At 62.1% G+C, this 24702-nt stretch carries 22 protein-coding genes and 1 pseudogene; 8 read left to right on the forward strand and 15 right to left on the reverse strand.

Going from position 1 to position 24702, the window contains the following annotated elements; genetic code table 11:
• Nucleotides 1-7 precede the first annotated feature (7 nt).
• The 5 genes from ACWUKX_RS08625 to ACWUKX_RS08645 are packed head-to-tail and all read right to left on the reverse strand — an operon-like array spanning nt 8 to nt 5517.
• On the reverse strand, nt 8-1039 hold the full coding sequence (locus ACWUKX_RS08625; RefSeq protein ID WP_456005753.1) for a histone deacetylase family protein: 1032 nt from the start codon (nt 1037-1039) through the stop codon (nt 8-10).
• Complete coding sequence (locus tag ACWUKX_RS08630) at nt 1036-1551, reverse strand: N-acetyltransferase family protein (RefSeq protein ID WP_456005937.1); 516 nt, start codon at nt 1549-1551, stop codon at nt 1036-1038. Before ACWUKX_RS08630 ends, ACWUKX_RS08625 begins: the two co-directional genes overlap by 4 nt.
• A 12-nt stretch (nt 1552-1563) precedes the next feature.
• Complete coding sequence (locus ACWUKX_RS08635; protein WP_456005756.1) at nt 1564-2493, reverse strand: 3-keto-5-aminohexanoate cleavage protein; 930 nt, start codon at nt 2491-2493, stop codon at nt 1564-1566.
• Between the two features lie 2 nt (nt 2494-2495).
• Nucleotides 2496-3875, reverse strand: a complete 1380-nt coding sequence (locus ACWUKX_RS08640; protein ID WP_456005759.1) for an aminotransferase family protein — start codon at nt 3873-3875, stop codon at nt 2496-2498.
• 1 nt (nt 3876) lies between these two features.
• Complete coding sequence (locus ACWUKX_RS08645; protein ID WP_456005761.1) at nt 3877-5517, reverse strand: N,N-dimethylformamidase beta subunit family domain-containing protein; 1641 nt, start codon at nt 5515-5517, stop codon at nt 3877-3879.
• A gap of 155 nt (nt 5518-5672) precedes the next feature.
• Here ACWUKX_RS08645 and ACWUKX_RS08650 point away from each other — a divergent pair, with 155 nt between their 5' ends.
• The 8 genes and pseudogenes from ACWUKX_RS08650 to ACWUKX_RS08685 form a co-directional block, all read left to right on the forward strand.
• The gene (locus tag ACWUKX_RS08650; RefSeq protein ID WP_065008163.1) at nt 5673-5921 is read left to right on the forward strand and encodes a ParB N-terminal domain-containing protein; all 249 of its coding nucleotides are present in this window, start codon (nt 5673-5675) and stop codon (nt 5919-5921) included.
• A 133-nt stretch (nt 5922-6054) separates the two neighbouring features.
• Nucleotides 6055-6540 carry an SRPBCC family protein gene (locus ACWUKX_RS08655; RefSeq protein ID WP_456005763.1) on the forward strand — a complete coding sequence of 162 codons (486 nt, stop codon included), beginning with the start codon at nt 6055-6057 and terminating at the stop codon, nt 6538-6540.
• A 26-nt stretch (nt 6541-6566) separates the two neighbouring features.
• Nucleotides 6567-7517, forward strand: a complete 951-nt coding sequence (locus tag ACWUKX_RS08660) for an alpha/beta fold hydrolase (RefSeq protein WP_456005765.1) — start codon at nt 6567-6569, stop codon at nt 7515-7517.
• 220 nt (nt 7518-7737) lie between these two features.
• Nucleotides 7738-8136 (forward strand): GFA family protein, encoded by a 399-nt coding sequence (locus ACWUKX_RS08665; protein WP_095521620.1) that lies wholly within the window; start codon nt 7738-7740, stop codon nt 8134-8136.
• Between the two features lie 133 nt (nt 8137-8269).
• Complete coding sequence (locus ACWUKX_RS08670) at nt 8270-8494, forward strand: hypothetical protein (protein WP_029353718.1); 225 nt, start codon at nt 8270-8272, stop codon at nt 8492-8494.
• Between the two features lie 228 nt (nt 8495-8722).
• Nucleotides 8723-9739 carry a glycoside hydrolase family 25 protein gene (locus ACWUKX_RS08675; protein WP_456005768.1) on the forward strand — a complete coding sequence of 339 codons (1017 nt, stop codon included), beginning with the start codon at nt 8723-8725 and terminating at the stop codon, nt 9737-9739.
• Between the two features lie 144 nt (nt 9740-9883).
• The gene (locus ACWUKX_RS08680; protein WP_456005771.1) at nt 9884-12082 is read left to right on the forward strand and encodes an esterase-like activity of phytase family protein; all 2199 of its coding nucleotides are present in this window, start codon (nt 9884-9886) and stop codon (nt 12080-12082) included.
• A gap of 191 nt (nt 12083-12273) precedes the next feature.
• Nucleotides 12274-12429: pseudogene (locus ACWUKX_RS08685) on the forward strand (GH25 family lysozyme); the annotation flags it as partial.
• A 67-nt stretch (nt 12430-12496) separates the two neighbouring features.
• On the opposite strand, the gene ACWUKX_RS08690 reads toward ACWUKX_RS08685, so the two are convergent.
• The 10 genes from ACWUKX_RS08690 to ACWUKX_RS08735 all read right to left on the reverse strand — a co-directional run bounded on the left by ACWUKX_RS08690 (nt 12497) and on the right by ACWUKX_RS08735 (nt 24702).
• Nucleotides 12497-12700 carry a type II toxin-antitoxin system HicB family antitoxin gene (locus ACWUKX_RS08690; protein ID WP_456005773.1) on the reverse strand — a complete coding sequence of 68 codons (204 nt, stop codon included), beginning with the start codon at nt 12698-12700 and terminating at the stop codon, nt 12497-12499.
• Nucleotides 12701-12832: 132 nt separating this feature from the next.
• Complete coding sequence (locus tag ACWUKX_RS08695; protein ID WP_456005775.1) at nt 12833-13600, reverse strand: hypothetical protein; 768 nt, start codon at nt 13598-13600, stop codon at nt 12833-12835.
• 118 nt (nt 13601-13718) lie between these two features.
• A complete protein-coding gene (locus ACWUKX_RS08700; RefSeq protein WP_456005777.1) occupies nt 13719-17495 on the reverse strand; it encodes a vitamin B12-dependent ribonucleotide reductase in 3777 nt (1258 codons plus the stop codon).
• A gap of 711 nt (nt 17496-18206) precedes the next feature.
• A complete protein-coding gene (locus ACWUKX_RS08705; protein ID WP_456005780.1) occupies nt 18207-18695 on the reverse strand; it encodes an NUDIX hydrolase in 489 nt (162 codons plus the stop codon).
• 217 nt (nt 18696-18912) lie between these two features.
• A complete protein-coding gene (gpt, locus tag ACWUKX_RS08710; RefSeq protein ID WP_029353723.1) occupies nt 18913-19413 on the reverse strand; it encodes a xanthine phosphoribosyltransferase in 501 nt (166 codons plus the stop codon).
• A gap of 146 nt (nt 19414-19559) precedes the next feature.
• Nucleotides 19560-20393 carry a universal stress protein gene (locus ACWUKX_RS08715; protein WP_287350210.1) on the reverse strand — a complete coding sequence of 278 codons (834 nt, stop codon included), beginning with the start codon at nt 20391-20393 and terminating at the stop codon, nt 19560-19562.
• A gap of 77 nt (nt 20394-20470) precedes the next feature.
• Nucleotides 20471-21214 carry a competence/damage-inducible protein A gene (locus ACWUKX_RS08720; protein ID WP_456005783.1) on the reverse strand — a complete coding sequence of 248 codons (744 nt, stop codon included), beginning with the start codon at nt 21212-21214 and terminating at the stop codon, nt 20471-20473.
• 209 nt (nt 21215-21423) lie between these two features.
• Complete coding sequence (locus tag ACWUKX_RS08725) at nt 21424-22317, reverse strand: carbohydrate ABC transporter permease (RefSeq protein WP_029353730.1); 894 nt, start codon at nt 22315-22317, stop codon at nt 21424-21426.
• Nucleotide 22318: 1 nt separating this feature from the next.
• A complete protein-coding gene (locus ACWUKX_RS08730; RefSeq protein WP_370463494.1) occupies nt 22319-23170 on the reverse strand; it encodes a carbohydrate ABC transporter permease in 852 nt (283 codons plus the stop codon).
• 206 nt (nt 23171-23376) lie between these two features.
• Entirely contained in the window at nt 23377-24702 is a 1326-nt protein-coding gene (locus ACWUKX_RS08735) for an ABC transporter substrate-binding protein (protein WP_456005786.1), read from the reverse strand.

Below are 24702 nucleotides of genomic sequence, written 5' to 3' on the forward strand. Positions count from 1 at the left end.
TCCGACATCACCGCTTCTTGCCGCCGCCGAAGCCGGTGAGGAAGGCAGTAAGATTGTCGCCGAGCTCGTCGCAGAGATAGCCGCCCTCCTGCACGATGACCGTCGGCAGGCCGAGGCCGGCGATAGCCTCGCCGATGCGCGAGAAGCCCGGTGTCGTTACCGACAGTCCGCCGAACGGATCGCCTTCGAAGGCGTCGAGGCCGAGCGCCACGACAAGCGCTTCCGGCGCAAAGGCGCGGATACGCTGGAAAGCCACATCCAGCGCGTCGAGGAATGCGGCGTCGCCGGATTTGCGCGCCAGCGGCAGGTTGAAATTGTAGCCGAGGCCGGCCCCTTCGCCACGTTCGTCGGCATGACCCCAGAAGAACGGGTAGAAGCGCACCGGATCGGCATGCAGCGAGACGGTGAGCACGTCCGGTCGCGCATAGAAAATGCCTTGCGTGCCGTTGCCGTGATGCAGATCGACGTCGAGGATTGCCACCCGCGCCGCATTCTTGCGGAGCGTCTGTGCCGCGACCGCTGAATTGTTGATGAAACAGAAGCCGCCGGCGACATCGGCAAAGGCGTGGTGGCCGGGCGGACGGCAGAGCGCATAGGCAGCCGGTGCGCCTGACATCACGGCCTCAGCGGCCTCGACCGCGCTCCAGGCGCTCCACAGCGCACTCTGCCAGGTCTCGCTTGAGATCGGGCAAGCGGTGTCGGCCATGTGATAGCCGGCCTGGCCGACCGCTGAGGCCGGATAGGAGCCGCCCCGCGCGATCGGATGGATGTTGGGGATCACTTCTGCCGAAGCGCCTTCGATGCGCTGCCAGCGCACAAAGATGTGCTCGAGAAAATCGAGATATTCGGGCGTATGCACCGCCGCAACCGGTCCTGGCCCGTGATCTCTCGGCCGTTCGATCGTGCAGCCGGCGGCCCTTGCGCCGGCGAGCAGCCGTTCGACGCGTTCCGGCTTTTCCGGATTGGGTTTCTGCGCACCGCTGGAGAGGAATGCCTTGGGATCATGGCGCTTCTGTTCTTCGGCATAGAAGGCTTTCATCTTGGCTCCTCATCATCGGGTGCATCGGCGAAGGCAAAGAACGCGTCGCCGGCGATCTTCTGCACCTGCTCGTAGCTCGACCAGGCAATGCCCAGTCTTTCGTAAAAGGCTTTGGCGGTTTCATTGTCGGTGTCGACGGACAGTCTGAGGTAGACGCCGCCGTCCTCCCGGCATTCTCGCGCGGCACGGCGCAGCAGGCGTTCGCCGATCCTGCGGCCGCGAAACCGATCCTCGACATAGAGGTCCTGCACATAGATGCCGGGCCGGCCCATCCAGGTCGAGAAGATCGGGAAATGCAGGCATAGGCCGGCGAACTCGCCGCCGACTTCCGCAATCAGCGTCGAGAAGGCAGGGTTTTCGCCAAAGCCGTAGGTGCGAAGGTCGTCGGCCGTAGAAGTGATTTCCTCGGGCGCGCCGATATGGGCGCCAAGCCGCAGGATCGCAGCATGGATGGTTTCGACATCCTCGACGGTACCGGGCCGGATGCGAATGTCTTTTGACGCTGGGTTGATCACGGCCGCATCTCAGAATGCCACCCTATCGCCGCCCTTGAGCGCCAGCATCTTCCGCGCCTCGGTGGGCGTGGCGACGTCCAGCGAAAGCCCGTCGAGCACGCTGCGGATACGGCGCACCTGGTCGGCATTGGACTTTGCCAGCTGGCGGCCGTCGTAGAGGCTATCCTCCAGCCCAACGCGGACATTGCCGCCCATCGCTGCCGCAATCGAGATCATCGGCATCTGGTGGCGGCCGGCGGCCAGCACCGAAAACTGATAGCTGTCGCCGAACAGTTTGTCGGCGATACGCTTCATATGGACCAAATTGTCGGGATCGGCGCCGATACCGCCCAATATGCCGAACACGAACTGGATGAACAGAGGTCCTGACACCAGCCCCCGGTCTCGAAAATGCGCTAAAGAATAGAGGTGGCCGACATCATAGCATTCGAATTCGAAGCGTGTGCCGCAGCCCTTTCCAAGTCTTTCGAGCACGGTCTCCATGTCAGCAAAGGTGTTCTTGAAGATCGTGTCACGTGTCGCTTCAAGCAGCTTGGGCTCCCACTCGTGATGCCACTCCCTTGGCCGGTCGAGCATCGGGAACAGCGCGAAATTCATCGAGCCCATATTGAGCGAGCACATTTCGGGCTCGGCCCTGAGCGGTGCGGCCAGCCGCTGGTCGAGCGTCATCAGCGACGAGCCGCCGGTGGTGATGTTGATCACCGCTGATGTCGCCTGCTTGATGCGCGGCAGGAACTGCATGAACACATCAGGATCGGCGGTCGGCCGCCCGTCACTGGGATCGCGGGCGTGAAGATGCAAGATCGAGGCGCCGGCTTCGGCGGCGGCAATAGCCTCTGCGGCGATCTGGTCCGGCGTCACCGGCAGGTGCGGCGACATTGACGGCGTGTGCACCGACCCGGTGACGGCGCAGGTGACGATGACTTTTCGCGGCGCCATTTTCAACCTTCGACCGGCAGGTCGAGCTCGCCGGCCAGCACTTGCAGCGAGTCGCCGATGATGGCGACGATTTCGCCGACCTGTTCCTTGGTAACGATCATCGGCGGTGCCACCATGAAATTGTCGCCGTCGAAGCCGCCCTTGACCTTTCGCCCATAGATGATCAGGCCGCGCTCATAGGCGAGGTCGAGCAGCCGCTGGGTGGCCTTCTTCGCCGGTGCGATCGGCCCCAGCGTATCGGGGTCGGCGACCATCTCGGCACCTAGGAGCAGGCCCTTGCCGCGCACGTCGGCGATGAACGGAAACCGCTTGGCCAACCCCTTCAGCTCGGCCATCAAAAGATCGCCCATGTCAGCTGCATTGGCGATCAGGCCGAGACGATCCATCTCGCTAAGCACGGCGAGCCCGGCGGCGCAGGCGAGCGGATTGCCGGCATAGGTATGGCCGTGCTGGAAGCCGCCGGAGGCGAGCAGCGGCTGCACCAGCCGCATCGGTGCCGCCAGCGCGCCGAGCGGCGCATAGCCCGAGCCCAGCCCCTTCGACAGAGCGACGATGTCGGGCTTGCAGTTCCAATGGTCGCCACCGAGGAATTTTCCGGTGCGGCCGGCACCGCTCATCACTTCATCATGGATGAGCAGGATGCTGTAGCGGTCGCAGATTTCGCGGATGCGCGGATAATAGCTGTCCGGCGCGACCAGCGCCGCGGTGGCAGCGCCGCCGACCGGCTCCATGATGAAGGCGAGCACGCTTTCCGGCCCTTCGGCGAGGATCTTCTCCTCCAGCATGTCGGCGTAGCGGATGCCGCGCTGCTCCATCGAGAGATTGTCGCGGTCGCGCCAGGCGGCCGGCGCCGGCACGGTCGGCATGACCTGCATCATCGGTATGAAGGTTTCGGCCAAGGCGTCGTCGCCGGTGACGGATAGCGAACCAAGCGTGCCGCCATGATAGGAGGGAAATCGGGTGATCACCTTCCAGCGCTTGGGCTGGCCTGTCGCCACTGCCCACTGCCGCGCGAGCTTGATGCAGGATTCCGTCGCCTCCGAGCCGCCCGAGACGAAAAAAATGCGGTCCATGCCTTCTGGGAGTTTGGCAGCCAATAGCCGCGCGAGCTCCTCGGCCGGCTCGTTCTCGAAATGCAGCCGGTAGGCGAAGGTTGCGCGGTCCATCTGCCGCTTCATCGCATCGAGCACGTTGCGGTTGGAATGACCGATATTGGCGACCATCGGTCCGCTCGATCCGTCGATGAAGCGGCGGCCATCCTGCGTCCAGATGTAGATGCCTTCGGCGCGGTCGACCAGCGGCCGGCGCAGACTGGACAGATAGAACAGATGCGATGGCGGGCGCGTCTCGGTGTCCGGGGCAGGGGTCTGGGACTTCAGCATGTCAGGACTTTCCGAGATAGCAGTCGAGAACATTCTTGGTGACGAGCTCGACCATCGGGTCCTGCCTTAGCAGGCCGGCGACCCATTCGCAGCTTCCGGCGTGGAACACCTCGCCCTTGCCGCGCGGGAAATTGACGATCATGCCGTTGCCGCGCTTGACCTTGTCGAGATTGGCGTCGCTCGCCTCGCCGAACAGCGTTTCGGCGGTGAAGCGTCCGTCCTCGTCGCCGAGGAACTGGTCTTCGAACGGAATATCGGCGCTCTCCTCGACTTGGGCAGCCATGCCGACCGCGAGAATTTGCAGCCCGTCCGGTGCGCCGCTGTTGGGCGTCGGGTAGGGCAGTCCGCCTCGGATCTCGTGGTCGAGCCCGTCGACCTCATAGCCATAGACATGGCTGTCGGCGCCGAGCAGGTCGCCGTAGTAGATGCCTGTGCCGGCGAACGCCCAATGCTCCGGCCGGTAGACCGGAAAGCCGCGCACGCCGCGCGGCGCGCAACCGCCCCAGCCGGCGTAGAGGCCCCTCGTCGCATTGAGCCCGAAAGTCGAGGCGCCCGGCCGGCCAATCTCAGGTGCTTCCCAGGAGTTCGTGGCGCGGGTCACGTCGCCGCCCCGATAGGCCGGGTCCTCGGCGCGGGCGCGGTATTTGTAACAGACTTGCCGGCGACCCTCGTCCTCCAACCTGGTCTGCCACATGAAATTGCCGGCGAAGCGTGCGGCATGGCCGCCGCGCTCGACATAGGCGTCGACAGTGTCGCGCATCTCCCAGGTCCAGTATTCGTCATGGCCGACGAAGACGACGCAGTCATAGCCGTCGAGGATTTCGGGCGAAAAATGCAATTCGTGCTGACTGGCGAGATCGACCCCATAGCCGGCACGCTCGGCAAAACGAAAGAAGTGGCTGTCATAGCTTGCCCAGCCGGACGAGGCGTATTTCTTCGAATGGCCGGTGGCGAAGGCCCATTCCATATGCGGATAGCGCGGCACGGTCTTGGGCGGCACGGCGACCTCGAGCGGCACGCGCGGTGCCACGTTCGGCAGAACAACAAAACCGCGGCACCATGGCCGCTGCGTCGAGACTATTGAGGCATACTGGTCGCGGTTCGGGCCGGTGATGCCTTCGTAATGATTGGAGCCACCCCACGTGTTGTAGGCAAGCCAGGTGCCGGTGGCTGCAACCTGCAGCACACGACCGCGTTTCTTGCCGGGCTGCGGGCTAACGATGAAAAGATGCTGGCAGCGGATCGGTTTGCCGTCGCGGCCGTCCGCCGTCAGCGTGATGCGGTAGGCTCCGGACGGCCAGTCGTCGCCGACCCGGAATTCAAACGAAGCGCCCCAGCCGCAGCCCACGACCGAACATTGGTCGGGTGTATCCTGCCAGCGCGCCGCGATCCCAGCCTTGTCGAACATTTTCGTTTCGGTGCCGCCGTCGCGGACGATCGACATGCTGAAGCTGGAGGCCGTCGAGCTGACATGCAGCACCACCGTCTCGTCCCGGCGGTATGAAAAACGGTCGCTGTAGCACCAGATCTCGCCGCGTTCGCCATCCATGCCCGGCCACTCGTAATAGTGGCCGCGCACGGCTTGCCGGCGCTGGTGGGGCGTCAGTCCGAAATCGGGGAATTCGGTAGGAAGCTTGGTCATGAACGCCTGTGAAGGGTCGAACGCGTCATTTCGACCATCTGCCGGCCAACCGTCAATTGGAAACGATCGGGCCAGCGATAGCTCACAGTCGGCCTTGGCCTTGCCTTCCAAACCGACTATCACAAAGGGTGGCGTTTTTCGCCACGGGAGCCGACATGCTGAGAGTGCAAAAGGTCAAGGTGGACGACATCTACGTGCCGACCGCGCGCAGGAAGACACTGCATCCCGAGACCGTCCGGCATCTGGCCGAAGACATTCTGGAAAACGGCATGAAGACCCCGATCCAGGTGCGCCACGACGGCAAGCGCCATGTCCTGGTCGAAGGCCTGCATCGGCTGGAAGCGGCGAAGTGGCTCGGCGAGACCGATATCGACGCCTATCTGGTGCAAGCCAAGCGCCACTAAGCTCTCCTTCGGCGTTCGCCGGAATCGGCCTGGCGAAATTTTCGCGGGACGCTGTCGGGCTGCGCGTTGCCCGCTCGTCCTTGAGACGGAAACCGGCATTCAAGCCAACTCTTTTGCAAGTGAGGAGACCATTATGACCACCAAGCTCGACATCGCCCCCAGCTCCGACCGCGAACTGGTTCTTGCCCGCATCATCGATGCGCCGCGCGAGAACGTTTATCGCTGCTGGACCGAGCCGAAGCTCGTGACGCAATGGTTCGCGCCAAAGCCGTGGACGACGCCGCGCGCCGAAATGGATGTGCGCAGCGGCGGCTCCAGCCTGGTCGTCATGGCGGGACCCGACGGCAACGAATTCCCGAACCCCGGCATCTTCCTCGAAGTCGTGCCGGGCAAGAAGATCGTTCTCACCGACGCCTATACGAAGGCGTGGGAGCCGTCCGAAAAACCGTTCATGACGCTCGTGCTGACCTTCGAGGATGAGGGCGAGGGCAAGACCCGCTACATCGCCCGGGTTGCGCATTGGTCCGTCGCCGATCGCGAAGAGCACGAGAAGATGGGCTTTCACGAGGGCTGGGGCCAGTGCGCCGACCAGCTCGAAGAAGTCGCCAAGCGGCTTTGATATCAGCGGGACGGAAGGAGACCGACATGTCCAGAGCGATGTTTTTCGCCATTTTCGCCTCGGCTGCAGCGCTCTTCGCCGCGCCGGGCTCCACCAAAGCCGAGGAAGCAAAGCCCGTCATGACCACTGAAACGAAAGCAATGCCGAAGCCGGCGAAATCCGGCCTGCTGCCGATCAACGGCCTGAACTACTATTACGCCGTCTATGGCCAGGGCGAGCCGCTGCTTCTCCTGCATGGTGGTCTCGGCACCACCGACATGTTCGCGCCGATCCTGCCGAAGTTTGCCGAAAACCGCACCGTCATCGGCGTCGACCTGCACGGTCACGGCCGCACCGCGCTCGGCGACCGGCCGCTCAGCCTGAAGGCGATGGGCGACGACATGGCGGCGATCGTCAAGGCGCTCGGCTACGAGCAGGTCGATGTCATGGGTTATTCGCTGGGCGGCGGCGTCGCCTTCCGCATGGCCGTCCAGCATCCCGAAGCGGTGCGCCGGCTGGTCCTGGTGTCGGCCGGCTATGCCTCGGACGGCTTCTATGCCGACATGCGCGCCCAGCAGGCGCAGGTCGGCGCGGCGATGGCCGACATGATGAAAGACACGCCGATGTACAAGTCCTACGTGGCGGTCGCGCCGCATCCGCAGGACTTTCCGAAGCTGCTCGATCAACTAGGCGCCCATATGCGCAAGGACTACGACTACTCCGCCGACGTACCCAAGCTGAAGATGCCGGTCATGCTGGTTTTTGGCGACAGCGACATGTACCGGCCCGAGCATGAGATCAAATTCTATCAGATGCTCGGCGGCGGACTGAAGGATGCCGGCTGGATGCGCGAGAACCTTTCGCAGAACCGGCTGGCCATCCTGCCGAACCGCACCCATTATGACGTGTTCTTCGCGCCGGAACTGACAGCAGTCACTCTGCCCTTCCTCAATCGCGAGACCAAGGTCAAGACCTGGGACGAGGTCATCAGCGAATAACCACCTGACAACGGCCTGCCCGGCCCATCTCCTGCGAGATGGCCGGGCAGGCTTATCCCTCTGAAGCCGGCTATAAGCCTTGGCAATCCCGACACACGTCGTGGGGGCCAATGGCATCTCCCGCATCACAGCCATAGATGGCCCTATCAAGGCTTTTTAATTGACGCTGCTGTGCCGGCAGCTACCTTGCCGACAATCTTCAGAAAGAGGGGCGCAGGTAATGGCGAAATATCAGGGTGGCTGCCTGTGCGGCGCGGTGCGTTACCGCACCGATGCCACGCCGATCAACGAGCGGGTCTGCCATTGCCGGCTCTGCCAGAAGGCGCTGGGCGCGGCCTTCAACGCACGCGTGCTGTTCCGCATCGACGACGTGACCATCGACGGGCCGGTGGCGACGGTGAATTCCTCGCCCGATCTCAAGCGCGGCTTCTGCCCGGGCTGCGGCACGACGATGTTTTCCCGGCGCGACTCCGCCGGCATCATCGGCGTGACCTCAGGCTCGCTCGACGCCCCTTCGGTATTCAAGCCGCAGATGCATATGTGGACCGCCTCGAAGCAGCCCTGGGTGCAGCTTGACGACGGCCTGCCGCAATATGAAGGCGCGCCACCCCCGAACTGAAGCACAGGCGAACTGAGCGCAAAGCGTGCCCAATTTTTTCATCCGGGACACGAGATAGCCGGCAAAGCGTCATTGGCGAGCCATCATTGCTGCCTATCTATTACGTGCGGGTCGGCAGTCGAGGAGGCGACGGATGAAAGACAGAATCAATACCTTGGATGAGCTTTTGAGCGATCCGATGGTCAAGCTCGTGATGGAGCGTGACCGCGTACAGCCGGCCGAGCTTCGCTCGCTGCTTGAAGAAAAGGTTCGCCGGGATGATGCACCGGTCGTCAACGATCGTCCCGTCACCGACCGCTTCATACCGCCCGCTCACATGGTAGCCGAGAGCTGCCACAAGTTATGGCTGTGCGGCTAGGCAGCGGGCCTGCAGGCGTCGGCGATCCTTCGCGCCGTCTCCGTCCTGCCGTGTTTCCAAGCTCTCACCGCTACGGTTATAAAGCGGGCGCCATGTATTCTGTTTGCCCAGCTCTCGTCCTAACAATTTGATTCAAACTTTGTTGGCAATTTCTCGTTAGTAATCTGGATCGGTTGTCCGGCGGCGTTGTCTTGCCCTCGGTCTGTTGTGTTCTGCGTACAGGTCCAGATGCGGTTATCAGGCGTCGTCATCTTCTCGATCGCGTCACTTTGCCTTGCCGGCTGCACATCCACGTCCGGCATCGACGCGCTGCAAGTGCCGTCCAGCGAGACGACCAGCTCCGTTGTGCGGCCGCCCGCGCCGGTGGCGTCGGTCGGTGCGGCCGATGCCGCACCCGACTTTGAGCAGGAAGAGGCGACGGAGCAGACTGTGGCGATGGCCACTCCAGAGCCTGCCGACAGCATCGAACCACCCGTCGAGCCGATTGCCCTGGTGGCGCCGAAGCGGCTGGCACGAGCAGCACCGATCCTCGCCGAGCCGGTCCAGCGCTACCGTTTTCGTGACGCCAAGCCGATCAATTTCGGCAAGGCCTCGCCCAGGCACCTCGCCGTTCACGGCGTTGACGTTTCACGTTGGCAGGGCAACGTGAACTGGGCAAAGCTGCGCGCGCAGGGCGCGAACTTCGCCTACATCAAGGCGACCGATGGCGGCGATCATCTTGATCCGATGTTCATGAAGAACTGGCGCAATGCCGACGCCGCCGGCCTCAAGCGCGGCGCCTACCATTTCTTCTACTGGTGCCGTACGGCAGGCGAGCAGGCCGACTGGTTCATCCGCAACGTGCCGAGGGTCGAGGGCGCCTTGCCGCCGGTGATCGATGTCGAGTGGAACGGCGAATCCAGCTGCAAGCGGCGGCCGTCGCGGCAAAAGGTGCTGGAGAAGATGCAGGTGTTCATGGACAAGCTCGAGCGCCACTACGGCCAGCGGCCCGTCATCTACACCGCGCCCGATTTCTACCGAGACAATCTCAGAGGCGCTTTCCCCGACTATCCGTTCTGGCTGCGCGCGGTGGCACAGCACCCGTCAAAGGTCTATCCCGGCCGCAAATGGGTGTTCTGGCAGTATTCCGGCTCCGGCCTGTCGCACGGCGTGAGAGGCCGCATCGACCTCAACGTCTTCCACGGCGACGAGAGAGCCTGGCGGAACTGGGTTGGTGGGCGGCAGATGGTGGCCGAGGCGGAGTAGGGGTTCCTTCTTGCTGCTCGCACCTGCGGGGTGCTGATCGCGGCCGCAGAAAGCCGCTGTCTCAGAACTGTCATGGATCCGTCATCGCTTTGAAATGTCGTTCCCCCAAAGCAGGTGGCTTCCATCGAACAGGAGACGCCACCCGTGCCCCGCCATTCCGCGCTTTTCGTCCTGACGGCAGCGCTTGCTGCCTCCGTTTCGCTGCCGGCCCATGCCGACATGATGTTCAACCGGGTCGCGAGCTTCGCCGTCGCCGGAAACCTCCCGGCGGACGTCGAGCAGACCACGCCGACTTCGTCCGAGATCATCAGGGCGACCGAAGACGGCATGACGCTGGTCTATTCCGACAGCCCGCTCGGCGCGGTCGGCTTCATCGACATCACCGACCCCAAGGCGCCCAAGGCCGGCGGCATCGTCAAGATCGAGGGCGAGCCGACGTCGGTCGTGGTCATTGGCGGGAAGGTGCTGGCCGGCGTCAACACGTCGAAGAGCAAAGCCAAGCCTTCGGGCAACCTCACCGTCATCAACCTTGCCTCCAAGGCGATCGAAGGCACCTGCGACCTCGGCGGCCAGCCGGACTCGCTGGCGTTCAGCAAGGACGGCAAGTTCCTGGCCATCGCCATCGAGAACGAGCGCGACGAGGAGCTGAACGACGGAGAAATTCCGCAGATACCGGCGGGCGACCTCAAGATTTTCACGATGACCGAAGGCCAGCCTGATTGCGCGACGATGAAGAGCGTCAACCTGGCGGGCATTGCCGAAGTCGCGGCGGAAGATCCGGAGCCGGAATTCGTGGCTTTCAACGAGGCCGGCGAGGTTGCGGTCACGCTGCAGGAGAATAACCATATCGCCATCGTCAACGCCGAAACCGGCGCGATCGTCACGCACTTCTCGGCAGGCTCCGTCACGCTGGACAAGATCGACACCAAGAAGAACGGCGCCTTCTCTTTCGATGGCAAAATGGAAGACGTCGCGCGCGAACCCGACGCCGTGAAATGGCTCGACAATGACCGTCTCGTCGTCGCCAACGAAGGCGACTACAAGGGCGGTTCGCGCGGCTTCACGATCTTCAGCAAGAAGGGCGAGGTTCTCTACGAATCCGGTCCGTCCTTCGAGTACCAGGTCGCCAATGCCGGCCATTATCCCGACGCCCGCAACAAGAAGGGCGTCGAGCCGGAAGGTCTGGATACCGGCGCCTTCGGCGAAGACAGACTGATTTTCGTCGCTTCGGAGCGTGGCTCCGTTGTCGGCGTCTACAAGGACACGGGTGCGGAGCCTCAGTTTGTCCAGATCCTGCCGTCCGGCATCGGCCCGGAAGGGCTGGTCGCGATCCCGTCGCGCAATCTCCTGGTCACCGCCAACGAGGCCGACCTGGTCGAGGACGGGCTCGCCCGCTCGCACGTGATGATCTACGAGCGCTCCGAGGGTCCCGCCACTTACCCGATGATCACGGCAAAGCTCACGGCAGACGGCACGCCGCTCGGCTGGGGTGCGCTTTCGGCGCTCGCGGCCGGCGACACTGCCGGCAAGCTCTTCGCAGCCTCGGACTCGTTCTACGCCAACGCGCCCTCGATCTTCGAGATCGATGCCACGCAGACGCCGGCGCTGATCACCGGCAAGACCATCGTCACGCGTGGCGGCCATCCTGCACAGAAGCTCGACATCGAAGGCATGGTCGCCGATGGTGAAGGCGGCTTCTGGCTGGCCAATGAAGGCGATCCGACAAAGCTCGTCCCGCACGCTATCCTGCGCGTCGACGACAAGGGCGAGATCAAGCAGGAAATCGGCTTCCCGATGGAACTGCTCGCCCACCAGACCCGCTTCGGTCTCGAAGGCATCACCACCATCGGCGAGGGCGACGACCTGATGCTGGTAATGGCCGTGCAGCGCGAATGGGCTGACGATCCGAAGAACCAGGTCAAGCTTCTGGCCTACAAGCCGAAGGCCAAGGAATGGTCGGCGGTGCGCTATCCGCTCGAAGCGACCGAGGCTGGCTGGATGGGGCTGTCGGAGATCACCGCGCATGACGGCAAGCTCTATATCCTTGAACGCGACAACCAGATCGGCGACCTGGCCAAGGTAAAGCGCGTCTATTCGGTGACGCTCGACGCTTTCAAACCGGCCAAGCTCGGTGGCGAACTGCCGCTGGTCGAAAAGACGCTGGTGCGCGACATCATCGGCGACCTGAAATCAGCCACCAACGGCTATGTCATCGACAAGGTCGAAGGTTTCACCATCGACAAGAACGGCGACATCTTCGTCGCCACTGACAATGACGGCGTCGACGATTCTTCCGGCGAAACGCTGTTTCTGCGCCTGGGCAACATCAGCGCCGTGAACTGAGGCTGTTTCCCCTCCCCCTTGAGGGGAGGGTCGATCCGCGAAGCGGATCGGGGTGGGGTCGCTTCGGCAGCGCGACTTCTTCCCTGACGGACAACGCCCCACCTGGCCAACAGCCGCAGCGAAGATGCTGCGGCTGTTTCGTTGGCGACTGCGTGGCGGTTTCCGCGAAACCAAGCCGCCAGCACGTCGGTCGTGCGGTGACGGCGGACCCGTCAAAGGTCTATCCCGGCCGCAAATGGCCGTTCTGGCAATGTTCCGGCTCCGACCTGTCTCACGGGGCGAGGGGCCGCATCGACCTCAACGCGTTCCACAGTGATGAGGGTGCCTGGCGGGCATGGGCCGGCTGACGGCAAATGGTGGCCGACGCGGAGTAGGGGATCGTTCTCCTCCTCCCAAGAAGAGAAGGCGGGGGCTTTACGCCTCTACATACTCCGCCAGGCTGTCACCTTTGGGCACATCCAGCCCATCGGCACGCAAGCCTTCGATATGAAAGCGTATTGCATCGCGAATTTCGGTTTCCAGCTCAGGCACCGTCGCACCAGCGATGCAGCCGGGTAGATCCGGTACGTAGGCGGAAAAATTGTTTCCGGCCTTTTCGATCACCAACGCATAGCGCATATCGTCACTCCTTAAACCGGACTGCTTGAGGATCCTGTTCAGTGTTCCCGGTGCAACTCTTCAACGTCGCGGAAACGTGGCATCCATACTGCAATTTCGAAATGAAGGAGGCACCGGGGGCCACCTCTCGGTTTAGCCAACTTGTACGCCAACGCTGCAGCGTTCCATACGACAACCTTCCAGTGTCATGCCGCGGAATTGGATGTTGCGGTCATTGAATTTGACAGGCACCGGTGCAGGCATTTTACCTGTAAAGATGCAGAAGACGACGGGTTCTTCAGTAGGAATTCCAAATTCGGCAGAGATAGCCTCGTCGTGGGAGCTCAACATTTTTCGATCTCTAAATTCAATTCTGATGTCAACTTGATGGACGGCTGATTTGAACACGAGTGTTCGTGCTCCTGGCGGTGCCTCAATATCGTCAACGTTTATTCTTGCGATCCAATCGTTCATTCGCATCGCAAAGATTCTATTCATGCAAACGTCATATATGTTTAACGATAAGGTATCATAGCCGGAATCATCTTCTTCAAAATAGATAATATCTATTCCTCCTACGCGAAGCATACTCCCACATTTATAGGCATAGTTCCCGCCGCAAACGAACACAGTGTGTTTTCTCCGCCACTGAAAGCTACTTTCGACGGAAGCATGGCTTGCCCGCTTGAGACCCATAAGCTGATCTCTTGTGAATGCGCCTGAATCGGCGGCAGCATGATGTTCAGCACACAATGCGATCATGCCTTGTTGATCGTGATGCTTTTGCTCGGCCCAAGTAGGGTCGAAGTGATGATATTCCAAGTGTGGAGAACCGCACATCGGACGCCCAAAGCCGACTTCCGCCCTAAGTCGCCGAACTTCAGTGGGGGGAGTTCTTGAGATCGATTTGACATCTGCCATTTAAAATTCCCAGTTGGTAATGATTAACTGCATATTGTACCCTTTTTGTTCCCTTTGCCATTTCGGTCCGATCTTGCGACCGGACCGACCATGTTACGTTTTAGCGCTGAAGATTTCCTCAGCTGCACCCGCTCGTCGAACCACACGTATCGCACTTCTCGCAGGTGCCGTTCCGCACCATGGTGAAGTTGTGGCATTCCGAGCATTCGTTACCGGTGTAGCCTTGCATCAGCGATTGCTGGCGCCGTGTCGCGGCAAGCGCCTTTGCCTCGGCGGCCTCCTGCGCGGCGGCGTCGGTGAACAGCGCCGAAGCCCCCGAAGCCTCTTCGGCCTCCTCGTAGACGACGTCTTCGACCAGTTCCCTGGCCCGCTCCTCATAATCGCGCTTGTAGGCGATCGCTTCGTCGCTGGCCGGCTTCAGCGCCAGCACGTTGGAACCTGAGAACGCCGTCGGGGCAGAGCGGACAGGGGTTCCGGACGAGCCCGAACCGCCAAAGCCCTTGGGCTCGGCGCCCATACCCGACACCAGCTTGACCGGCGAGGCGCCGCGGGTCAGCCCCTTCGAGAACGGCGTCGCCTTGCCTTCGTTGATGCCGCGCCCGAGCGCTGTCTTGTCGAAATCCGACTGGTCGACATGGGCGAGATCGTGGCGCGCAAGATAGGACACGGCAAGCTCGCGGAACACATAGTCGAGGATCGACGTCGCGTTCTTGATCGCGTCGTTGCCCTGCACCATGCCGGCAGGTTCGAACTTGGTGAAGGTGAAGGCTTCGACATATTCCTCGAGCGGCACGCCATATTGCAGGCCGAGCGAGATGGCGATGGCGAAGTTGTTCATCATCGCCCGGAAGGCAGCACCTTCCTTGTGCATGTCGATGAAGATCTCGCCGAGGCGACCGTCGTCGAATTCGCCAGTTCTGAGATAGACCTTGTGGCCGCCGACGACCGCCTTCTGGGTATAGCCCTTGCGGCGGTTCGGCAGTTTCTCGCGGTCGCGGTAAAGGCGTTCGACGACGCGCTCGACGATCTTTTCGGTCACCTGCACGGCGCGCTGCGAGGCGGGTGCCGCGATCAGCTGCTCGATCGCCTCGTCCTCGTCGTCTTCGACGTCGGCAAGCAGCGAGGCGTTGAGCGGCTGGGAGAGCTTCGAGCCGTCGCGATAGAGCGCGTTGGCCTTCAGCGCCAGCTTCCACGACAGCATGTAGGCGCCCTTGGCGTCTTCCACCGTCGCGTCGTTCGGCATGTTGATGGTCTTGGAAATGGCGCCGGAGATGAAGGGCTGGGCCGCCGCCATCATCTGGATGTGGCTGTTGATCGACAGCGAACGCTTACCGATCTTGCCGCACGGGCTGGCGCAGTCGAACACCGGCAGGTGTTCGGCCTTCAGGAACGGCGCGCCTTCCAGCGTCATCGCACCGCAGACATGGATGTTGGCGGCCTCGATGTCCTTCCTGGAAAAGCCGAGCGCCGGCAGCATCTCGAACGAGAAATCGTTGAGCTGCTCGTCGGTGAAGCCAAAGGTCTCCTTCACCCAGTCCGCACCCAGCGTCCACTGGTTGAAGACGAACTTGATGTCGAACGCCGACTTCAATGCCGCATTGAGTGCCGCGATCTTGTCGTCCGTAAAACCCTTGGCCTTGAGCGAGCCGGGGTTGACGGCTGGCGCCTGGTTCAGATTGCCGTGGCCGACCGCATAGGCCTCGATCTCGGCGATCTGGCTTTCCGAATAGCCGAGCGTACGCAGTGCTTCCGGAACGGCGCGGTTGATGATCTTGAAATAGCCGCCGCCGGCCAGCTTCTTGAACTTGACCAGCGCGAAGTCGGGCTCGATGCCGGTGGTATCGCAATCCATCACCAGGCCGATCGTGCCGGTCGGCGCGATTACGGTCGCCTGCGCATTGCGGTAGCCATGCTCCTCGCCGAGCTCGATGGCGCGGTCCCAGGCAGCCTTGGCATGGGCGGCAAGCTCAGGCTGCTTCAGGTCGGAGGCGACCAGCGGCACCGGGTTGACGGCGAGTTTCTCGTAGCCGTCTTTGTCGCCATAGGCAGCGCGGCGATGGTTGCGCATGACGCGCAGCATGTTCTGCGCATTGCGGTCGTAATCGGGGAAGGCGCCGAGCTCGGCGGCCATTTCGGCCGAGGTGGCATAGGCCGTGCCGGTCATAACAGCGGTGAGTGCTGCGCAGATGGCGCGGCCCTCGTCGGAATCATAGGGAATGCCTGAGGTCATCAGCAGGCCGCCGATATTGGCGTAGCCGAGGCCGAGCGTGCGGTATTCGTAGGAGAGCTTGGCGATCTCCTTCGACGGGAACTGCGCCATCATGACGGAAATTTCCAGCACCATGGTCCACAGCCGAACCGTGTGCTCGTAGGCTGATATGTCGATGGTGCCGTCGGCTTTGCGGTAGGGCAGCAGGTTGATCGAGGCCAGGTTGCAGGCCGTGTCGTCGAGGAACATGTATTCCGAGCACGGGTTGGACGCCCGGATCGCACCGGCCGCGGCGCAGGTGTGCCAGTCGTTCATCGTCGTATTGAAGTGCAGGCCCGGATCGGCCGACGCCCAGGCGGCATAGCCGATCTTTTCCCACAGATCCCTGGCCTTCAGCGTCTTCAGCACCTTGCCGTCCTTGCGGGCGGTGAGGTGCCAGTCGCCGTCCTGCTCTACGGCGCGCAGGAAATCGTCTTTCAGCGAGACCGAATTGTTGGAGTTCTGGCCCGAAACGGTGAGGTAGGCATCCGAATCCCAGTCGGTGTCGTAGGTCTTGAACGACATCGAAGTGTAGCCCTGCTTGGCGAGCTGGATGACGCGGTAGATGTAGTTCTCCGGCACCCCGTCCTTCTTGGCCGCCTTGATCTCGCGCTTCAGCGCCGTGTTGATCGCCGGGTCGAAGCAATCGTCGTCCTGGCCTTCGCAGTTGATGCAGGCCTTCATGATCGCTTCGAGGTGCTTCTTCACGATCTTCGAGCCGGTGACCAGCGAGGCGACCTTCTGCTCCTCATTGACCTTCCAGTCGATGAATTCCTCGATATCGGGATGGTCTGCGTCGACGATGACCATCTTTGCGGCGCGGCGCGTCGTGCCGCCCGACTTGATGGCGCCCGCCGCGCGGTCGCCGATCTTGAGGAAGCTCATCAGGCCGGACGAGCGGCCGCCGCCGGACAGTTTTTCGCCTTCGCCGCGCAGGAATGAGAAGTTGGAGCCGGTGCCGGAGCCGTATTTGAACAGGCGCGCTTCACGCACCCACAGGTCCATGATGCCGCCTTCGTTGACGAGATCGTCCTGCACGCCCTGGATAAAGCAGGCATGCGGCTGCGGATGCTCGTAGGAAGACTTCGACTTGGTCAGCTTGCCGGTGAACGGGTCGACATAGAAGTGACCCTGGCTCGGGCCGTCGATACCATAGGCCCAGTGCAGGCCGGTGTTGAACCATTGCGGCGAGTTCGGCGCGACGCGCTGGGTGGCCAGCATATAGGCGAGCTCGTCGCGGAAGGCGCGCGCATCTTCCTCCGACTTGAAGTAGCCGCCCTTCCAGCCCCAATAGGTCCAGGTACCGGCGAGGCGGTCGAAGACCTGGCGGGCGTCGATCTCGGAGCCGTAGCGCTCGGACTCGGGCAGCTTTGCCAGTTCGGCCTCGTCGGCGACGGAGCGCCACAGGAAGGAAGGGACGTCATTCTCCTCGACCTTCTTCAGCCGAGCCGGCACGCCGGCCTTGCGGAAATACTTCTGCGCCAGGATGTCGGCGGCAACCTGGCTGAACTGCGCCGGCACATCGATATTGTCCAAGCGGAACACCACCGAGCCATCCGGATTCTTGATCTCCGAAAGCGCCTTGCGGAATTCGATCTCCGCATAAGCCGACTGCCCCTGCTTGGTGAAACGACGCTCAATGCGCATTGGTCCTATCCCTTGCTTGTCTAGATATAGCGCTTTTCCCAGGGGATTTCTGCCCCCTTGGCGAAACGCGCATGTCCGCCGTCTGCCAGCGTTAGAAAACGGCCGGCTCCCTTTCACAGGCTCCGCCCGCCCTGCTGGCCGAACTCCTTGCGAAGTAGTCGTCCAACGCGCCGACGAACCCTGCGGTCCCTCAAAACTGAAACTTGTTTGCGACTCCCTCAATCGAGGGGACCTTCACACTATCTAGCGTCGAACCTATCTGCAATCACTAAATATAGTGTTAACAGACAATTTATTCCAGTCCGACATTTTTCCCTTTCGTCCCCAAAGTCCCCACAACCCCAACGCATCCGCCGGCCTCATAGACAGGCGGAAATGCGGCCAAAACGCACATAGTCCGGGAAAAAGACCGGGCTCAGAACTTTCCGGTCGCACTCTTAACAGGAGCGCATGGCCCATAAAAGGCGACTCGTTTTGCGCCGTCAAGGATTCGTTTGCGTAGCTTTTGTGACCCCAACATCTTGTGTGTCACATATGTGGATAACGGGGATAGAAGTGGCGCGGAGGATTTCGATTTTGACCCACGTCCAGGCCATCGACCGTGATGACAACGCACGCCAAAGCTGTGGTGGTCAAATCGATTCTCTTCGCCAAAGAGCATCGCCGGTGATGCGCGGCAGGTGCGCAGCTATGGCCGGTGCCTAGTCTCGCTCAGGAGAACTGGTGCGGGTCGGCGCAGAAATAGGCGATGATCTGACCAAGGTCCGGCTCGTTGACCATGCGCACGGCCTCGGCGGGGCTGACCCATTTGCGGATGCGCGACCGCTTTTCCTTCCACCGGTCGGCGATCTTGTCGACCTGCAGCGGAAATACCAGAACTTCGCAAGGCACTTCCTCGCCGGAGGCCAATGCCTTGGCATAGAAGTAGCGGCCGGCTTCATGGTGGGAGATCGTGCCGCGCAGTCCGGCTTCCTCGCCGGCCTCGCGCGCCGCCGCTTCGCAAAGCAGTTCCTTGGCCTCAGGCCAGCCCTTGGGAAGCACCCAACGACCGGTATCGCGGCTGGTGATCAGCATGATCTCGACGCCATGCCCGGTATCGCGCCAGGGCAATGCTGCAACCTGCAGGCGGCACGGCGCTGTGCCGAAGAGCCGCTGAACCCTTTCGGCCAAATGGTTGTTTGTTGCTGGCCTCGTCAACATCGGAGAAGCTTGCCTCAGCCTCCAGAATCATCTGCCGTCTAGCGAATCTTACGGCTAATCATGAGCAATAAAAGTAAAAAACCTCATACGGACTGGTTAACCACGCCAACAGGGGTCCATTCAGGAAATATCGTGCGCCGCGGCACTCTTTCAAGAAGTGCTCGCCGGCAAGCAATCCTCGCCGGCATGTTCCGGGAGAAAAAGCAGTTGCCGCGAATCAGCCGACGTGATCGTCGGCGATCGGCTTCTGGTAGGTGAAGCCCATGTCCCACGGAAAATAGATCCAGGTGTCCTGGCTGACCTCGGTGACGAAGGTGTCGACCAGCGGCCTCCCTTTCGGCTTGGCGTAGACGGTGGCGAAATGCGCCTTGGGCATCATGGCGCGCACGATGCCCGCGGTCTTGCCGGTATCGGTGAGGTCGTCGATGATCAGCACGCCGGCGCCGTCATCGGCGAGCAGTGCCGGCGTGACCTCCTTCAGCACCTGCAGCTGCCCCTGGCTGGCGTAGTCGTGATAGGAGGCGACGCAAACCGTCTCGATGACCCGGATGCCGAGTTCACGCGAGATGATGGCGGCCGGAACCAAGCCGCCGCGCGTGATGCAGACGATCGCCTTCCACTGGCCTTTGTTGGCGCCGGCAAGCCGCCAGGCAAGCGCACGCGCGTCGCGGTGGAACTGATCCCAGGAGACGGGAAAGGCCTTTTCGGGAAGGGACATTTTTGCATGCACTCCGCGGCGCGCGAAAAACCGCCCGCAAACACTTGAAGGAATGCGCGCGGAATTAACTGGAAAGCCTTGGCCTTGGCAAGGGCGGCGGCAGGCGATCCCTGTGGACTCGCCCCTGTGGAGTTACCCTTGTGGATTTACCGTGACAGGAAAGCTGCCACCGGCAACGTGCGCAGCACCGTGCGCGTGACCCCGCCGAACAGAAGCTGGCGCAGCCAGGAATGGCTGTAGGCGCCGAGCACGAGCAGGTCGGCGCCGGTTTCGGCAACCCTGGTCTGGATCACGTCGTCGACCGAGTGGCCGCCCGATTGCAGCACCGAGACGCTGACGGTGGCGCCATGCCTGGACAGGGCGGCGGCGATTTCGGCGCCGGCCGCCTCCGGAGCCTCGTCGAGCGTATCCGGCGGGTCGATGACGACGATATCGGTCTTCTCGGCCTCGATGATGAAGGGCAGGGCGTCGAAGGCGGCGCGCGCGGCTTCCTTGCTGCCGTTCCAGGCGAGCAGCACATGCTTGAAGCTGGTCACGAGCGGGCCCGAATGCGGCACGACCAGTACCGGCCGGCCGGCGTCGTAGACCAGCGTGTCGACATCGGCGCTCGGATCGCCGCCCGACTCGCGCTGCGCGGCGATGATGAGGTCTGCGGTGCGAACGGTTGGGATACCGGTCAGCGCGCTGTCTCCGGAAAAGCTCTCGAGGCTACGCCACTCGAACGACAGGTCGGAATCCTCGACATGCCGGAGGAAAACCGCCCGCAATTTTTCAGCACGCTCCTTGTTCATGTCGGCCGAAACCTGCAGGAACTCGGTGTCGGGAAAGCCGGTGGCCGAGGTGTAGGGGACGGGAAGCGCTTCGGCATGAATGCCGATGAGATGGCTCTGGAACCTGTCGGCAAGCGGAATGGCGCATTCGAGCACGCGCTCGGCGTCCTGTTCGTTCTGCAGTATGGCGACGATGGTTTTGAATCGCATGATAACCCCCTCAATTTACGGCGATCGAAACTCGCCCGCGAGAAACGTTACAGCACCATGCTTGGTTCCGGCCTGGATCAGCTGGCCGCGCTGGCGAGGCTTGCGACCATCGCCTCGACATCGGCGTGGGCGGCGTCCAGCGCTTCCTGGCTGCGGGCACGGACGACCAGCTCGGTCCAGAACTTGCCGTCGCCATATTTCGGGTAGGACCCGATGATCGTGTCCGGATGCGCCTTCTGGATGTCGCCGAGCGGTCCGCCGACCAGGCCTTCGCCGAACGGACAGTGCACCGTGGCCGACAGCATTCTGGTGCCGGCCTTTAGCGTCGGCACCACATTGTCCAGCATCGCCTGGAAAATCGACGGCACGCCGGCCATGACATGGACGTTGCCGATGCGAAAGCCGGGCGCGATGGACACTGGATTGTCGATATGGTCGGCACCACGCGGCATCCGCGCCATGCGCTTGCGCGCCTCGGTGTATTCGATGCCGCGCGCGGCGTAGCTCGCTTCCAGCATCGCATAGGCCTTGGCGTCGTATTCGCAGGGCACGCCGAAGGCCTTGGCGATCGCGTCCGCGGTGATGTCGTCATGCGTGGGGCCGATGCCGCCGGTCGTGAAGACATAGGTGTAGCGGGCACGTAGGGCGTTCACCGCGGCGACGATCTCGTCGTCCTCGTCGGGAACGATGCGCACCTCCTTCAGGTCGATGCCGATCGCCGTCATGATGTCGGCGAGATGGCCGATATTCTTGTCCTTGGTGCGCCCGGACAGAATCTCATCACCGATGACGAGCATGGCGGCGGTGACGATTTCAGACATGGGAGCTCCGGCAAGAGGTCGCCTTAGGCAGACAGAGTCGCCTCGGGCAGACAGGTCGCCTTAGGCAGGCAAGGGTCGCCTGAGATAGCGCGGCGGATGACCGGCGGCAATGGCGTCCGAACGGTATTGGCGCGCAGCTCCACCATTTCCGCCACACGCTGTTCCAAGCTTCGGCCCGCGAGGCTGCAAACCTCGACTGCGGCAGGGCGCTACTCCTTCACCGCACCGGTCATCGAGGACACGTAGTGCTCGACAAAGAATGAATAAAGCACGACCACCGGCAGGGAGCCGATCAGGGCTCCGGCCATCAGCGCTCCCCACTCATAGACGTCGGAACGGACAAGCTCCGTGAGCACCCCGACCGGCACAGTCTTGTTTTCGGACGACTGGATGAATGTCAGGGCATAGATGAATTCGTTCCATGACAGGGTGAATGCGAATATGCCGGCGGAAATCAGGCCGGGCACCGACAGCGGCAGCACGATCTTGGTGAGGATCTGCCACCGACTCGCCCCGTCGATGAGCGCGCATTCTTCCAGTTCGAACGGGATGGAGCGGAAGTAACCCATCAACAGCCAGGTGCAGAAGGGTACTAGGAAGGTCGGGTAAGTAAGAATGAGCGCGAAGGGCGTGTCGTAAAGCCCAAGGTTGAACACCATCACCGACAGCGGGATGAACAGGATCGACGGCGGCACGAGATAGGCGAGGAAGATCGCGAGCCCGACCTGCCGCGCCCCCGAAAACCTCAGCCGTTCGATCGCATAGGCCGCGAACACCGCAGCCAGCAGCGACAGGAACGTCGCGGCGGTCGAGATGATGATCGTGTTGAGCAGCCAGCCCGGATAGGACGTGTCGAACAAGAGATAGCGGATGTGCTCGAATGTCGGATGCACGACCCAGAACGGATTGAAATTGGCGTAGTCGGTCATCTCGTGATTGGGCTTAATCGCCGTGATCGTCATCCAGTAGAACGGGAACAACAGCACGATGACGAACACCAGCAACGGCAGATAGACCGTCACCACGCGCCGCGGCAGGCTCTGAAGGTAGCCCATGCCGCCTTCGTCGAGTTCCGGACGTTTCGTTTTTTTGATCGTGGCCATGTCAGTCTCCGCCGCCCTGCTGCCATTTGCGGCGTTGCAAGCCGAAATAGCTGAACAGGATCGCCGCGAGCAGGAACGGGATCATGGCGACAGCGATGGCAGCGCCCTCGCCAAGCTGGCCTCCCGAAATGCCGCGCTGAAACGACAATGTCGCCATCAGATGGGTGGCATTGACCGGTCCGCCGCGGGTCAGCACATAGATCAGCTGGAAATCGGTGAAGGTGAACAGCACAGAGAACGTCATGGTGATGGCGATGATCGGCGTCAGCAGCGGCAGCGTCACAAAACGGAACAATTGCCAGCGGCTGGCGCCGTCGAGCGTGGCGGCCTCGTAAAGCGACTGGGGAATCGTCTGCAAGCCGGCCAGCAGCGTGATGGCGACGAACGGAATGCCGCGCCAGACATTGGCCGCGATCACCGAAGCGCGCGCGTTCTCCGGGTCGCCGAGGAAATTGATGCGATGGTCGATTAGGCCCATTTCCATAAGCGCCCAGGACAGGATGGAGAACTGCGAATCGTATATCCACCAGAAGGCGATGGCCGACAGCACCGTCGGCACCACCCACGGCAGCAGGACGATCGCGCGGAAGAACGATTTGAAGGGAAGGTTCTGATTGAGGATAAGCGCCAGCCAGAGGCCGAGCGCGAACTTCAGGATCGAGGCGCTTATTGTGTAGAGCAAGGTGTTGAATACGGAGAGCCAGAAGACGGCATCATCCGACAGATATTGGTAGTTTTCGATGCCTATGAAGATACCGGGGCGGCCGATGCGGGCATCCGTGAAGCCGAGCCAGATGCCGAGCCCCAACGGATAAGTGAGGAAGACCAGCAGCAGCGCTGCCGCCGGCAGCATGAAGCCGAAGCCAAGCGCGTTCCGGCTGTCGGCCAGGAGCGACAGGCTCCGCGACAGGATCGACGGACGCGGCTGAACGGCGGCGGACGACACGGCCATGGGACGGCTCCTCATAAGGTCTGCTGGCATGGTGGCCTGAGTGGCCGCCACACGATTTCAGGAACCAGACCGGGCAGCGCGGTCGCGGCTGCCCGGCTCGGCTGTGATCAAACGCGATAGTACCGGTTGGCGCGTTTCTCCGCCTCTTCCATCGCTTCCTGGGGCGTGGCCTGGCCCGTCACGGCCTTGGCGAACATGTCGACCAGGACATAATCGGCCATGGTCGCCGCCGAGGCGTAGCCGAGCGGCCCGGCATAGCCGTTGGGACGCAGCGTCGCCGAGGCCTTGGCGTAAGCGGCATTGTTCGGGTCGGCCGTCCATACCGGATTGTTGTCGAAGGCTTTGAGTGTCTGGCAGCAGTAGGCGGCCGACGAGGTAATCCACTCCGCCATTTGCTGTTCCTCGAACATGAACTGCAGATAGGCCTTGGCTGCGTTGGGGTAGGGCGTGTAGTCGAAGATCACGGCCGTGGTCACCTGGAACAGCTCGACCGATTTCCCGACGGGACCGATCGGCAGGCTGGTCGTGCGCATGTCCTTGGCGATTTCAGCCAGTTTCGGATCATTGTCCTTGTTGGTTTTTGCCGTGTTATACACGGAAATGCCGTTGGCGATGACGCCCAGTTCGCCGGCCAGGAAGGCGCGGTTGTTGTTCACGTCGAGCCAGCTTTCGGTGCCGGGGATGAAGGTCTTGTAGAGTTCCTGCGCGTATTCGATCGCCTTGAGCGTCTCCGGGCTGTTGATGGTCACCTTTCCGCTCTCGTCGACCATCTGGCCGCCATGGCTCCAAAGCAGCCAGTGAGCATAGTTGTTGCCGTCGCCGACGCCATGGCCGTGCGTGAAGCCGGCCGGATGCCCCTTCGCCTGCAAGGCCTTACAAAGATCGAGGAAGCCCGCCGTGTCCTTCGGAAATTCCGAGAAGCCAGCCTCCTTTACCCAGCTTTCCCGATAGACGATGGCATTGCCGATGGTGGCCAGAGGCAGGCCGAGGAATTTCCCCTCCCGCGTCGCATATTGCTTTGGCCCGTCGTACCAGCCGCCGTATTTCGTGCCGAGATACTCACCCAGTTCCGTCACGTCGTGCAACTTGTCGGGGTACTGGTGCGGGTCGTCGAACCAGACCAACATCAGATCTGGACCGGAGCCGACATTGGCGGCAACCGCCGCCTTGGGGCGAATGTCCTCCCAGCTTTCCTTGTCGACGCGGACCTCGACGCCTGTCGCCTCGGTGAACCGCTTGGTGTTGGCCAGCCATTGATCCTCATCGCCCTGCACGAAGGGCGACCAACGCAGCATCCGCAGCTTCGCGCCGTCCTCGGGCTTGTATGTCAACCCCTCCTGGGCAAAGGCGGAAGAGCCGACGAACCGGCTTCCCAAGGCTCCCGCCGCCACGCCGGCGGTGGTGCGGATCACGTCACGTCTGGTGAATTTCAT

It is taken from the genome of Mesorhizobium sp. f-mel, assembly GCF_053850215.1.

Excerpts from the sequence above, each read along its gene's own strand:
- ACWUKX_RS08670 (WP_029353718.1), top strand. The coding sequence starts at position 8,270 with ATGAAAGACAGAATCAATACCTTGGATGAGCTTTTGAGCGATCCGATG.
- ACWUKX_RS08645 (WP_456005761.1), bottom strand. The coding sequence starts at position 5,517 with ATGACCAAGCTTCCTACCGAATTCCCCGATTTCGGACTGACGCCCCAC.
- ACWUKX_RS08655 (WP_456005763.1), top strand. The coding sequence starts at position 6,055 with ATGACCACCAAGCTCGACATCGCCCCCAGCTCCGACCGCGAACTGGTT.
- ACWUKX_RS08635 (WP_456005756.1), bottom strand. The coding sequence starts at position 2,493 with ATGGCGCCGCGAAAAGTCATCGTCACCTGCGCCGTCACCGGGTCGGTG.
- ACWUKX_RS08695 (WP_456005775.1), bottom strand. The coding sequence starts at position 13,600 with ATGGCAGATGTCAAATCGATCTCAAGAACTCCCCCCACTGAAGTTCGG.
- ACWUKX_RS08665 (WP_095521620.1), top strand. The coding sequence starts at position 7,738 with ATGGCGAAATATCAGGGTGGCTGCCTGTGCGGCGCGGTGCGTTACCGC.
- ACWUKX_RS08650 (WP_065008163.1), top strand. The coding sequence starts at position 5,673 with ATGCTGAGAGTGCAAAAGGTCAAGGTGGACGACATCTACGTGCCGACC.
- ACWUKX_RS08675 (WP_456005768.1), top strand. The coding sequence starts at position 8,723 with ATGCGGTTATCAGGCGTCGTCATCTTCTCGATCGCGTCACTTTGCCTT.
- ACWUKX_RS08625 (WP_456005753.1), bottom strand. The coding sequence starts at position 1,039 with ATGAAAGCCTTCTATGCCGAAGAACAGAAGCGCCATGATCCCAAGGCA.
- ACWUKX_RS08640 (WP_456005759.1), bottom strand. The coding sequence starts at position 3,875 with ATGCTGAAGTCCCAGACCCCTGCCCCGGACACCGAGACGCGCCCGCCA.
- ACWUKX_RS08725 (WP_029353730.1), bottom strand. The coding sequence starts at position 22,317 with ATGGCCACGATCAAAAAAACGAAACGTCCGGAACTCGACGAAGGCGGC.
- ACWUKX_RS08715 (WP_287350210.1), bottom strand. The coding sequence starts at position 20,393 with ATGCGATTCAAAACCATCGTCGCCATACTGCAGAACGAACAGGACGCC.
- ACWUKX_RS08730 (WP_370463494.1), bottom strand. The coding sequence starts at position 23,170 with ATGCTGCCGGCGGCAGCGCTGCTGCTGGTCTTCCTCACTTATCCGTTG.
- ACWUKX_RS08690 (WP_456005773.1), bottom strand. The coding sequence starts at position 12,700 with ATGCGCTATGCGTTGGTGATCGAAAAGGCCGGAAACAATTTTTCCGCC.
- gpt (WP_029353723.1), bottom strand. The coding sequence starts at position 19,413 with ATGTCCCTTCCCGAAAAGGCCTTTCCCGTCTCCTGGGATCAGTTCCAC.
- ACWUKX_RS08720 (WP_456005783.1), bottom strand. The coding sequence starts at position 21,214 with ATGTCTGAAATCGTCACCGCCGCCATGCTCGTCATCGGTGATGAGATT.
- ACWUKX_RS08700 (WP_456005777.1), bottom strand. The coding sequence starts at position 17,495 with ATGCGCATTGAGCGTCGTTTCACCAAGCAGGGGCAGTCGGCTTATGCG.
- ACWUKX_RS08735 (WP_456005786.1), bottom strand. The coding sequence starts at position 24,702 with ATGAAATTCACCAGACGTGACGTGATCCGCACCACCGCCGGCGTGGCG.
- ACWUKX_RS08705 (WP_456005780.1), bottom strand. The coding sequence starts at position 18,695 with ATGTTGACGAGGCCAGCAACAAACAACCATTTGGCCGAAAGGGTTCAG.
- ACWUKX_RS08660 (WP_456005765.1), top strand. The coding sequence starts at position 6,567 with ATGTCCAGAGCGATGTTTTTCGCCATTTTCGCCTCGGCTGCAGCGCTC.